Genomic DNA, 12,741 nt, shown 5'->3' on the forward strand with positions numbered 1-12,741 from the left:
GGTTAAATAATATTGGTATCACAATTATATTTCTTTGTCCTGAATTAACAACTCGTCCATAGCGCAACACAATTTTCATCAAAACATACCAACTGACATACCAACTGTTTAGCTTAACCTCCCCCACATGAGGAAAGAGTATCACGGGCAGAAATGCGGAATCAAGGTAAACAACCGCGCATTCTTTTAACGATGTAAAACTAGAATTTTTAGTAAAGGCTCTTTTTTTGGCTAAGGTATACTGTTGGGTGTTTCGACCATCCGTTAAAGTCAGCTTACCTGGGTTAATTATACTATGATAGAAGTTGGGAATCTTTAACCCACATTCCGCACCCACAACTGTCACACCCCAAAAAAACGGATATATTTAGTACATAAGAACTAATTAATGGGAGAATTGACTCTAATTTATTAGAGCTAAATAATAATTATTACTATTAAGTTAGATATACGGTCGATAAAAATGACCAAGTACAAAATTTTGGTTCTGAGGTTATTTTGATGGCAAAATTGGTTCAAACTCATTGAAAGCTTTATTTTCAATGACTATAAGAAGATGAAAAAATCATTTTGAAACAACAGAAAAATGAGAAAATTTAAACAGATACTTTTGTGGAGTTTCTGTTGCTATGTTTACTGCCAAAGACCTGGAATTGAAGAAGATTGACCATTTAGGGATAGTAGCAGGAATAGTAGATTCAATTGGGATAGTAGAAATAATTAATAAATTACTCTCTTCAGAACCAGGAGAAAAAGTAAGTGCGGGTCAGGTGGTAAAGGCGATGATTTTAAACGGCTTAAGTATGATGTCACAGCCTTTATATATGTTCCCAAAATTCTTTGAATTAATCGCTTGTGAACACTTAATTGGTGCAGGAGTAAAACCCGAATATCTCAATGATGATAAGCTGGGGAGAGTATTAGATAAATTATTTATAAAAGGACTAGATACAGTATTTTTAGCAATCAGTTTAAATGCGGTAGAAATATATCAGATATCACTATTATCATCACACTTGGATTCAACATCATTTCATGTAGATGGTGAGGCAGCGCGGTCTTGGGGGTTTCCCCCATGAGCGACTGCCGAACCCGAAGGGAGAATATGAAAATAGTTTACCATCAGTGATATTTGAAAATCAAAAAGAATCAGGTTCATTAGAAAAAGAAAATGAAGAGAGTCAATCACCTCAAGCGATAAAGCTGACCTACGGTTATTCTCGTGACCATCGTCCAGATTTAAAACAATTTATTACACAATTAGTATGTTCAGGAGATGGAGATATACCAATATATATAAAAACAGTATCAGGAAATGAAGTTGATTCTAAAAAGTTTGGAGAAATCGCAGTTGAATATCAAAAAAGAATACAGGTTGATAGTTTAATAGTAGCAGATAGCGCATTATATACAGAAACAAATATCAAGTTAATGTCGAGTATCAAATGGTTGACTAGAGTACCTCTGACGAGAGAGAAATTAGAGCAGCTTTAAAATCCTTAAACTATACTGTAAAAAATCAATTAGGAAAAGCGATAAATAATCCAACTATGCGGTGGATATTTCAATGTTTTCAATCAGTTCATCTTGTGACTTTTCAACAAAAAACAGAATTTTATAATTTGACATCTGAAATGAAGTATATTCTCTTATTCCTCCCAGAAGCTTGCCGTAATTACTACAGATATATAAGTTAATTTATTGATCTTATTAATATTTTAATTATTTAGACAATTTGACTCATTAATAAAATTACTGAGTTTAATTTATCATGATTTTTTTAAGTTCATTTCTGGAGAAACATAAGTTATAGTTAGGTATTTATGTTTTCAGAATAAAATTATATTATTAATTTTTCCGAAAATTACCCTCATTCTTTATTGCTCTTTATTGAGAATGCATCTGAATCAATTTTCCTATCTAAAACTTGTTTTTTATAAATAAATGTATTTTTTAACACTTTTTTCATTAATTCACTTCAGTAAAAACCGATCGTTACTTTTAAGGGTGCGGAATGTGGGTTTAACCCACCAAAACTAACCATGACTCAACTAAAAACCAAACTCACTCTCGAAGAATTTCTTGCACTTCCCGAAAGTGATCTTGCTTATGAGTTTGTTAACGGTGAATCTGTACCTAAATATAAAAATGAGCAAATGTCTCCTAAATTTTTTCATGGCTCAACCACAGGAGCATTATTTATACTATTATCCACATGGGCGGAAAGAAAAGGTCGTGTTGTCGTGGAATGGGGGATTAAATTAACCAGAAATCAAGAAAATTGGATACCCGTACCTGATTTAACCTATGTTTCCTATAACCGTCTTCCTGCTGACTGGCTTAAAGATGAAGCTTGTCCTGTGATCCCAGAATTAGTTATTGAAATTATTTCTCCTGGTCAAACTTTTGGGGACATGATTGAAAAAGCTACTTATTATCTTCAAGCTGGCATTTCTCTGGTTTGGATAGTAGATACATTACTGTCTTTACAGCATCTTCTCTTCCTGTCACATTTCGAGAAAATCAAGTCATCAGTCATGAAACATTACCTGAATTAGAAATTACTCCCCATACTATTTTTCAACGTGCTGGTTTAATTCGTTAGGTCTTGTTTGGTATCAAAAACGGTGTTTCACCATATGCGATTCCTAGGTCGCACTGTACCCTATCGCTATGATCTCTTCTATCGGGTGAAAAATTATGGGAGCAACGCGAAAGAGGCAACAGGATGATTGATAATTAATGTTTTATGAGCCAGGGGGATGGATTGTTGATTATAGTTACTAGAATACCTAATGCGAATTTAAAATAATCCCCAAATTGGGGTTAATTAACAGCAGTTTTCGTGAGTGAAGAATGAACCCAGCAATTACAGTCACCCAAAAACAACTCTCAGAATTTCTGCTGAATGTGGCAGTAGTACGACCCGTATTTATTTGGGGAGCGCCAGGAATCGGTAAATCATCGTTAGTAGAAGAATTTGCGGTGGAAGTGGGAATACCCTGCGTTTCACTACTTGGTAGTCAACTAGCACCAGAAGACTTAATTGGAGTACCGCAGATTGAAGAATGGGTTTATGTATTAGCTCATTGTCTCTTGCATCTGGGTTTTGGTCATTTCCAAAAACGCACACATCCTCGTGAATGGAACGCCGCTTGTAATTATTTTATTGCGAAGTTTCTTGCCGATTTAAAATTCAGGATCTATCCCAGAAAAATACCTTTCTTCTCTCAATGTTTCTAACCGAAATGAAGAAAGTTTGTATCAGGAATTTTGTGAGCGTGGTCTTCCTGGTGATGACTTTGTGGATATGATTATAGAACCTACCAAAACTAACTATTGGGGTCGGGGTTTTGACTGGCAAACTGTTTTTGGAGCAGGATTAACAAGAGCAGTTACCAATGCAGTAAATGTCGCCGCCGGACGCGAACCTTTGTTGGGGACGCAAAACAAAAATGATACTCCTGGACAAAGAGCTAAGGCTTGGTTTATCAATAGCTATCCTCTGTTGGGAGCTTTAGCAACTAATTTTGAGATTATTGAAGATCCCTTAATTTGTCAACGTTTGGATATTTCTGTAGCTGCAATTTATGTCGAAAATAAACAAATTTTTATCAATCCCGCTGCTGGATTAAATGGCGAAGAATGCCGATTTGTGATGGCTCATGAATTGTTACACGCTGGACTCAGACATGATACTCGCTGTCAAGGAAGAGACCATTATTTGTGGAATGTTGCTTGTGATTATGTGATTAATTCTTGGTTGTTAGAAATGGGAATAGGTGAATTACCTCACATTGGGGTGTTACATGACCCTGATTTAAAGAATTTATCAGCGGAGTCAATTTATGACCAAATAGTCAAAGATTTACGCCTCCATCGCAAATTATCTACTTTACGGGGAATCGGACAATGTGACATTTTAGAACCAGGAAGAGCCGATTGGTGGACTTATGGGGATGGTGTGGGATTGGATGAGTTTTATCGCCGTTGTCTGAGTCAGGGACTTGTATATCACCATGAACAAAATCGCGGTTTTCTACCAGCAGGTTTAATTGAAGAAATTCGGGCTTTGAGTTATCCGCCGATTCCTTGGGATGTGGAATTAGCTAAGTGGTTTGATCATCATTTTTCTCCTTTAATTAAAGTCAGGTCTTATGCTCGTCTCAGTCGCCGTCAATCTGCGACTCCTGATATTCCTCGTTCTCGTTATGTACCGGATAGTAATCATGAAGAAGGTCGCACATTTGGCGTAGTTTTAGATACTTCTGGTTCAATGGAACGGGAGTTATTGGCAAAGGCACTGGGAGCGATTCCTACGGAGCGCTTCGCTATCGCTAGTTATAGTATTTCCCATGATGTTTCTTTGGTGCGGGTTGTTTTCTGTGATGCTTTTGCTTATGATCAAGGTTACTTAACACCAGAATCTCTAGCAGATAGAGTTCAAATCAAGGGTAGAGGTGGTACTGTTTTACAACCCGGTATTGATTTACTGGAAAAAGCGGATGATTTCCCGAAAAATGGACCATTGCTAATCATTACTGATGGCTATTGCGATAATTTACATATTCGTCGAGAACACGCTTTTTTAATTCCTGTGGGTTGCCGATTACCTTTTATTCCTAAAGGTCAGGTTTTCAGGATTAAGTAAAGTAAAAACCAGCAAAATTAAAGTCCCAACTTTTGCCTTACTACTTCATCTTTATCTTTAAAGCCTATCAGCACAGCCGTTCCATCTTTGAGGAAAAGCGGGCGTTTGAGTAGCATTGCATCTTTGCTAAATGCCTCAATCCATTGCTCATCTATCCAATTCTTCTTGTCATCACTTAAAGCCCGGTAGGATTGACCAGAAGTATTTCGCATAGCCGCATAACCCAGAGAAGTTACCCAATTTTGAACCATCTCACGAGTTGGGGGAGTTTCTTTGGTGTTAATGAACTCATAGTCAATACCAGAAGTGTTGAATCTCGCAACACAACTTTACAATCTTTGTGTTTAACCCAGGCCAAATTGTCTGTTTATTGAGAATAGAGTCATTAACTTCTCAAATTTGGTATCACCAATACCAATGCACAACTTGGGCAATATACTCAAAATCTTAACATTCAACACTTCTGAGTCAATACCATTTAATCTTTTATTTTATCGTCTTTTAATTGGGTTTGAGCCAGTTTTCTACTTTTAAATTAGGAATGCGGGAAAATTCACGAACATTGGCAGTAACGAGAGTTAGATTTAATGTCAAAGCATGAGCAGCAATTAATAAGTCATTACCTCCAATCGGTTTACCTTGCTGTTCTAAATCAGTGCGAATTTCTGCATAATATTGTTCTACAGGATGAATCAGGGGTAGTATTTCTATGCTATCCAAGATAATTTCCAGTTTTTCTATGAGCTTTTGGGAGTTCTTTTTTCTAGCTCCAAATCTTGATTCACAAGCTATAATAATACTTGTACAAATTTGGTCTTCTCCGACATCTTGAATTTTTGAAAATATCACTCCTCTCGGGTTTTTAATTAGTTCGGAAATGATGTTTGTATCTAATAAGTATAAATAACTCATTTTTAAAATTTAATATCATCTAAGGGTAATAATCCTGCGTCCACGTCGGCAAAGTCTTCGTCCAGTGCTTCAAGAGTGGAAAGGGTTTGCAATAGGGATTTTTTCTTGATGGGGGAAATGATGGCAAAGGGGATACCATTTTGTATAATGGTCAGGGGTTCGCCCGTTTTTTGGGCTTGGTTGAGTAGGATTTGAAGGTTTTTTGGGAGTTCTGCAAGGGTAATTTGTGTCATGGTGGGTTCTGGGGTTAGGGAATAGCAACTTTGGCGTACATCTATTTTACCTGTGACGGCATTGGTAATTAGAGAGGTGCGATATTTATTTTTTTAACAAAAGACATTCCTGACGCTTGCAGGACAAATGCACGCCTAATTGAATCAGCCGTAAATCGCTGTGTGTTCCCAAATTCTAATTTGACAATATCTCCTCTATTCGGAAAATAAGAATTAACTACCAATCCTCACTCCCCACAGCGCCCGCCCTTCCAGGGCGCTCGGCTGGGGCGGGGTACAAGCTTTGTCCCAGTCTCTCCCCCCTGCGCTTGGTTTACTGAATATCTAAATTGGGGGTCAGCAAAATACTTAACTGGATCTGTTGCCTTACCTTTTTGATGAGCCATAGTAAAATGATAAAGATACTTGATTTCAACATCTAAACTCTACTTGGCAACCTATTAATTCATGCGCGCTCGGCAAAGTATACTAGAAATGTTTGCGACTTTTCTGCAATTTGAGGCTGAACGCTTTAACGGTTGGGTATATGATGCAAAATTACGCCGCAACATTCAGAATCTTTTATTACAGATACCACAAACGCAAAAATCAGAAAATTTTTGGGCAATTTACTGGCATAAGGCTTGGCAAATTCAGCCAAATTCCTTAGCACTTAGTCATCTGTCTGCTTACTTACAAGAAACCTGTTATTGGGCTGTAAAAAGAACAATTCCCCAATTTGCCAGCTTACAGAGTAGTTTATCAGACTGTTTTCAAATAGCGATCGCTCAAGTACCGAAAATCCTCAAAGGTTGTGACCCTGATCAAAAAGCTAGTCTAAAAAGTTACAGTACTGTGGCTTTTGGTAATATTATCCGCGATGCTTTACGCCAAAAACAAGAAATAGATTATGCCAACGATTGGTCATTACTGCTGAAGTTAAGCCGCAAGCGACTCCAGGAAGCTTTACAAAATGCTGGGGTGACAGATGACATTATTGCTCGTTATCTCTTAGCTTGGAAAAGTTTTACAGATGGTTATATTCTGAGCAAATCACCAGGTGTCCGCAAGTTACAAAGACCTGACCAGGATACTTGGGACACCATAACTCAACTCTACAACCGCGATGTGCTACGCACCGCCGTAGGCGAACGCTTAACCCTAAACCCCCCTGGGACAGAATGCAATGCGGAAACTCTAGAAAAATGGCTGGTTTTTTGTGCCAAACAGGTGCGTTCTTATCTTTATCCAGTGGTTTCTTCCCTCAACTTACCCAAGTTAGGACAAACAGAGGGTGAATTACAAGATGATTTAGCAGATAATACTTATGAATCTTTACTAGCTAGTTTAATTGACCAGGAAGAAGCGGAAACGCAAAAAAATCAACAAATAGAAATACACAACCTGTTAATTACTGCCCTAGCAAAACTGACTCTACAATCACAACAGTTGTTGGAGCTATACTATCGACAAGGACTCACCCAACAACAAATTGCCCAACAGCAACAAATCCAACAATATCAAGTTTCACGCCAATTAGCCAAAGCCAGAGAATCCCTACTGCTGGCCATTACCAAATGGAGTCAGGAGAAAATGCATATTTCTCCAACTTCCAACGTGGTGAAATATATTAGTGTCGTGTTAGAGGAGTGGTTACAGAATTATTTCCGTAATCTGGAATCTCACTCCTCAGAGGAGCAATAGTTATGTCTCTGTTCTGTGTCCCCCCTACTCAACTGTGCTTAGAGGTGTCTTTAGAGGTACAAAACCAATCTTGGCAACAAAGCCAGTCTTTTGTGAGTCCTCTCGGTCGTTGGAATGCCTTTCTTAATCAAGTATGCCTTAGTACCTTTCTGCCCTGGTTGCAAACAGAATATGCACCAGAAGCTACTGTAGAAACCCTTCCCCAAGTTTGGGAAGTAGTCAGCGGTACTGCTATAAATCTGGATACAAAGCGCCTGATTCTGATTCCAGATAAAAATTTAGAAACTAGAGAATTTCATGTTCCTCAAGAATGGATAGATATTCCTAAGTTAGCTGGAGATTATTATCTAGCGGTACAAGTTAATCCTGATGGTGAATGGCTGCGAGTTTGGGGTTATACTACCCATGAGCAGTTAAAAAATCAAGGTAGCTATGATCCTCAAGAGAGGACTTACTCTCTGGAAGCCAATCAGATGATTGAGGATTTGAATGTGCTGTGGGTTGTGCGGCAATTGTATCCTGAAGAACAAACACAAACAGTAATTTCTGCATTACCAATTTTATCAACGACCCAAGTAGAAAACTTCAAACAAAGATTAGCAAGTCCGACAGTTACTAATCCGCGCTTAGAATTGCCCTTTGAAATTTGGGGAGCATTATTAGAAAGGGAAGACTTTTTACAACAAACACAGAATTCAACGATTGTTAATTTGCGTCAGTGGTTTGAGAATGTGGTTACAAATAGCTGGCAAACAATAGAAACCTTATTTGGTGCAGAACCCAATTTAGCCTTTAGCTTTCGTCAAACTAATGATGTCATTGAAGAATCAATTAAACGGGTAAAAGTGATTGATTTACCTATACAAAATGGTAATCAAGCATTGGTTTTAATGTTGACATTGACAGCAGAAACAGATGGAAGAGTAGGAATTCGCGCTCAATTGTATCCAAATAATCGCAATTCTTATTTACCAAATAATGTTAGATTAGCGTTAATTTCTGCATTAGGCGATGTTGTGCAATCAGTAACAGCACGGGAGGCAGATAATTCGATTCAACTAAAACGGTTTCGCTGTCCAGTTAATACAAGATTTAGTATTCAGGTAATTCTTGATGATTTCAGCTTTATGGAAGAGTTTGAATGTTAATTCTCAGATATGGCTAACGCCACGCTACGCGAACAGGATTTACAGGATTATGACTTATCTAACTTATCTGCAATATAGCAATCCTGTTTGATTTATGTTCACGTAGTGTGCCGCAGGCATGACGGAATTTTTTAAACGTTCGCGGAGCGTGGCGTTAGCCATACCGCAGAGACGCAGAGAGCGCAGAGGTAGAAAAAAGAGGTGTTCATATCTTATTTATGATTGCTATATTTAGTATTTACCATTGAACAGGTACACTGGTAAAGGTTCATCAAAATCATCACTCATAACCTCAAGTTAAAATTGTCAGAATCAGGATTTTCAGGATTTAAGGATTTTCAGGATTATAATTTATCTCGTTCCTATACTCTGTATAGAAATGAATTATAGAAGGCTCTGCCTTTAATGTATAGTTGAGGCAGAGCCTCTGTGATATTATTCCCAGTCTGAGACTAGAAATTACCAATTACCAATCACCAATCACCAACTATGAGTAAATTGATCGTCCTAAATTTAGGAAAAGGAAACTTACACCAAGGGTTTCCCACGGTCATAGCTCAACTTTGGCAAACAGATATTCCTACTCCCATGCAATTTATCGGTGGATTACCTGCTGCACCACAATTAGAGCATCTTTATCAACGTTGGCAAAAATTGTATACAGCTTTATATGCCAGTTTAGGATGGCGTAGTCACAACATTTCTGAATTTGAAATTGAAGAAGAAGACGTTACTCATATTTCTCAAGCCGAGTTTGAAAATCTCTGCCAAGAATTGCAAAAATGTCTGAATACATGGCTTAATAGTTTAGCATTTCTAAATATTGACCGCAAACTACGTACCCAACTTTTACCTACAGATGAAATTCGCTGCGTTATTACTGCTGAATGTCATCAGGTTTTAAATCTGCCTTGGTGTCTATGGCATTTTTTTAATGATTACCCACTAGCAGAGATAGCCCTAAGTCCTCCTGAATATGCCCGTGCAATTAAAACCAATCCCAGAAAGACTAATGGTAAAGTTAGAATTTTAGCTATTTTGGGAGATAGCCACCACATTGATATCGAAAAAGACCAAAATTTACTTCAGCAATTACCTAATGCTCAACTTAAGTTTTTAGTCGAACCCAACCGTTCCCAACTTACAGAACAATTATGGGAATCTGGTTGGGATATTCTCTTTTTTGCGGGGCATAGTTCCAGCCAAGGGAAAGGGAAAATGGTACTGAATGCTGGCGAAACTTTGACTATCGATCAATTAAAGTATGGTTTACAAAAAGCGATCGCACAAGGTTTGCAGTTAGCAATTTTTAACTCTTGTGATGGTTTGGGAATCGCAGAAGATTTAGCTGATTTGCATTTGCCCCAAGTAATTGTCATGCGAGAACCTGTCCCAGACCGGGTTGCACAGGAATTTTTAAAGCATTTCCTCACTGCTTTTTCTTCACAAGGACAAACCTTGTATACAGCAGTCAGGGAAGCTAGGGAAAGGTTACAGTCTCTAGAAAATGATTTTCCTTGCGCTACTTGGCTGCCTGTTATTTGCCAAAATCCCGCTGAAATATCCCCAACTTGGCAGGATTTGTGTGGTCAGCAATTGGGTCTAAAGTTTTCACGTCCCAATTTACGCCAGTTACCAATTGTTTTTATTGGTAGTTCAATAGTTGCTTTATCTATCGTATTAATACGACTAATAGGGGGACTGCAAGCCCTAGAATTGGCAGCATTTGACCAATTAATGCGATCGCGCCCCAAAGAAGCGCCAGACCCCCGTTTGTTGGTTGTAACTGTCACTGACCAAGATATTCAAGCACAGGGACAAGAACCTAGACAAGGTTCACTTTCAGATAAATATCTCAACTTATTACTCACAAAACTAGAACAATATCAACCAGCGGTCATAGGTTTAGATATATACCGGGATTTTCCTGTGAGTGCGAACCAACCAGAACTAGCCAAAAGAATGCAAAAAAGCGATCGCTTGATTGCTATCTGTAAACGTGCTGATCCAGAATATGACCCCACAGGCGTTTCACCTCCACCGGAAATTCCAGAAGCACGGCTGGGTTTTAGCGACTTTATTGAAGACAACGACAGTGTAATGCGCCGTCATTTGATGGCCATGACCCCAAATCCCATCTCATCAACTTGTACTCCCGCCTACGCCTTCAGCACTCGGTTAGTATTCTTATATCTGCAATCACGAGGAATTACAGCCAAATTTACACCAGATTGGGATTTACAACTAGCGAATAAAACCTTCGGACGTTTGCACAAACGAAGTGGTGGTTATCAGTCAATAGATGCCCAAGGCAGTCAGTTTTTACTAAATTATCGTTTTTCGCCCTCCGTACAGGCGATCGCACCACAAGTGACCATGAGCCAAGTCCTAAACGGACAAATCAACCCAAATGCCCTCAAAGGCAGAATTATTCTTATCGGTGTCACCAGTAATAGCAGTAGTGATTATTGGTCTACACCATACAGTAAAAGCCCTTTAAAAGTTGTACCAGGCATATTCATTCAAGCACAGATGGTGAGCCAGATGATCAGTGCTGCTTTAGACAACCGACCTCTATTATGGGTATGGACGCAATGGGGTGAAATCTGCTGGATTTGGTATTGGTCTTTAACAGGTGGATTACTAGCTTGGTATGTTAGAAAAATCACTTATTTAAGTATGGTCTTAGCGATCGCAATAGTCACACTATTTGGACTTTGCCTCATCATACTAATTCAAGGAGGTTGGATACCATTAGTACCACCAATAATTGCATTACTAGTTTCTAGCACTCAAATCACCTATATTAGTAGAAGAATAGCAGGTGACAGGTGATAGAAAGCAGAAGAAAAACAGATAAATACTATTTTTTATCTCCCTTATTTCCTATTACCTCTTAAAAATCACGAATTACTAATTATAGATTTGTATAACAAAATATCTGCATTGTTTGATTAAACAATTAATTGTTGTCATGAAAAAAATACTTTTGTTTCCTACTGTCACCCTCATCTCGGCAATGACCTTAAGCATTTTTAATTTACTAGGAAATTGGCAAAGCGGACACGCTCAAACTTTAACATCAACCACCAAAATCAAGTATATTGCACCTGGAGTGCAGGAACAGCCAGGAGAACCGAGAGGACGACGTAAAGGTGGAGGTAGTCGTGGACCCTGTAAGCAGTATGAAAACCTAACAGCATTAGTACCTGTAAACAAAACAGAAACGAAAGATTTAGTTTGGGGACAATCAGCATCTTCAAATCCCACATTTTGGTTTTTTGTCCCAGATAAATTAACTCCAAACCTTCCTATAGAGTTTGTAATTCAAGACGAAGCAGATAATTATGTTTATCAAACAAAATTTAATCCACCAGAAACACCAGCCGGCATAGTTAGCCTAGCTGTAAAACCAACAGTACCATTAGAAACAGGTAAATCTTATCGTTGGACTTTTTCTGTTTCTTGTGATCCAGATAAACCTTCTGCTTCCGTTTATGTTCGAGGTTCAATGACACAAATTGACCTAAATTCCACAGTAAAAAAACAATTAGGAGCAGCTAAAACTCCGTTAGAAAAAGCTGTGATTTATGCTGAAAATGGTATTTGGCAAGATACCTTAACAACATTGGGAGAGCAACTGTTAAATAATCAACCAATAGATGCAGAAATTAAATCTGCTTGGAGTGATTTACTCAAACAAGTTAATTTAGATAACGCTGTTTTCACTTCTATTATCCCATTAAATTAAAAAAATCAAAACTTAAACATCAAGCAGCTTTTTTCTTCTTGTAGGACTTACGCATTGACAGAACATAGCAAATATGGAGTATGAGTTTCAGCCTCTTGTAGGGTGTGGTTCGGCAAGCTCACCAACCACGTCAGACTCGATAATTTGGCACAATTAACAGATTTTCTACGTATCTCTCGTGACTTTGTATGGAAACGAGATAAACTTACATTTCCAAATGTAGGAAAAAAATACACCCAGGAATTAAAAATAATTTCCGAGTGTATTTTTCAGGATAAAATTATGAATATGTGAGACTAATTTCTGCAAATTGTTAAACAATCAAGATGTCTTGATTAACCACGAAATCAGTAGGTTTATTTT

At 38.0% G+C, this 12,741-nt stretch carries 9 protein-coding genes and 3 pseudogenes; 8 read left to right on the plus strand and 4 right to left on the minus strand.

The window, feature by feature from the left end; translation table 11 throughout:
• On the minus strand, positions 1-346 hold a 346-nt coding region (locus ACSQ6I_RS07280; RefSeq protein ID WP_438889702.1), incomplete at its 3' end, for a hypothetical protein.
• Between the two features lie 283 nt (positions 347-629).
• On the opposite strand from ACSQ6I_RS07280, the pseudogene ACSQ6I_RS07285 reads away from it, so the two are divergent.
• The 4 genes and pseudogenes from ACSQ6I_RS07285 to ACSQ6I_RS07300 all read left to right on the plus strand — a co-directional run.
• Positions 630-1,491: pseudogene (locus tag ACSQ6I_RS07285) on the plus strand (IS1634 family transposase); the annotation flags it as partial.
• Positions 1,492-2,042: 551 nt separating this feature from the next.
• A pseudogene (locus tag ACSQ6I_RS07290) lies at positions 2,043-2,605 on the plus strand (Uma2 family endonuclease).
• A gap of 251 nt (positions 2,606-2,856) precedes the next feature.
• Positions 2,857-3,243 carry an AAA family ATPase gene (locus ACSQ6I_RS07295; protein ID WP_438889703.1) on the plus strand — a complete coding sequence of 129 codons (387 nt, stop codon included), beginning with the start codon at positions 2,857-2,859 and terminating at the stop codon, positions 3,241-3,243.
• Positions 3,244-3,310: 67 nt separating this feature from the next.
• Positions 3,311-4,651: a vWA domain-containing protein gene (locus ACSQ6I_RS07300; protein WP_438889704.1), complete on the plus strand. Its 1,341-nt coding sequence runs from the start codon at positions 3,311-3,313 to the stop codon at positions 4,649-4,651.
• Positions 4,652-4,668: 17 nt separating this feature from the next.
• Here the strand turns inward: ACSQ6I_RS07300 and ACSQ6I_RS07305 are convergent.
• The 3 genes and pseudogenes from ACSQ6I_RS07305 to ACSQ6I_RS07315 form a co-directional block, all read right to left on the minus strand.
• Positions 4,669-4,956: pseudogene (locus tag ACSQ6I_RS07305) on the minus strand (Spx/MgsR family RNA polymerase-binding regulatory protein); the annotation flags it as partial.
• 196 nt (positions 4,957-5,152) lie between these two features.
• Positions 5,153-5,563 (minus strand): type II toxin-antitoxin system VapC family toxin, encoded by a 411-nt coding sequence (locus ACSQ6I_RS07310; RefSeq protein WP_438889705.1) that lies wholly within the window; start codon positions 5,561-5,563, stop codon positions 5,153-5,155.
• Between the two features lie 2 nt (positions 5,564-5,565).
• Entirely contained in the window at positions 5,566-5,796 is a 231-nt protein-coding gene (locus ACSQ6I_RS07315) for a type II toxin-antitoxin system Phd/YefM family antitoxin (protein ID WP_438889706.1), read from the minus strand.
• A gap of 447 nt (positions 5,797-6,243) precedes the next feature.
• Between ACSQ6I_RS07315 and ACSQ6I_RS07320 the strand changes: the two genes are divergently transcribed.
• From ACSQ6I_RS07320 to ACSQ6I_RS07335, 4 genes are all read left to right on the plus strand, one after another.
• Positions 6,244-7,479 (plus strand): sigma-70 family RNA polymerase sigma factor, encoded by a 1,236-nt coding sequence (locus ACSQ6I_RS07320; protein WP_438889707.1) that lies wholly within the window; start codon positions 6,244-6,246, stop codon positions 7,477-7,479.
• Positions 7,480-7,481: 2 nt separating this feature from the next.
• Positions 7,482-8,627, plus strand: coding sequence for a DUF1822 family protein (locus ACSQ6I_RS07325; protein ID WP_438889708.1), 1,146 nt, complete (start codon positions 7,482-7,484; stop codon positions 8,625-8,627).
• Between the two features lie 489 nt (positions 8,628-9,116).
• Entirely contained in the window at positions 9,117-11,462 is a 2,346-nt protein-coding gene (locus ACSQ6I_RS07330) for a CHASE2 domain-containing protein (RefSeq protein WP_438889709.1), read from the plus strand.
• 139 nt (positions 11,463-11,601) lie between these two features.
• Positions 11,602-12,378 carry a DUF928 domain-containing protein gene (locus ACSQ6I_RS07335; RefSeq protein WP_438889710.1) on the plus strand — a complete coding sequence of 259 codons (777 nt, stop codon included), beginning with the start codon at positions 11,602-11,604 and terminating at the stop codon, positions 12,376-12,378.
• Positions 12,379-12,741: the final 363 nt, after the last annotated feature.

This window comes from Anabaena sp. WFMT, assembly GCF_051781005.1.
GTDB lineage: Bacteria > Cyanobacteriota > Cyanobacteriia > Cyanobacteriales > Nostocaceae > Anabaena.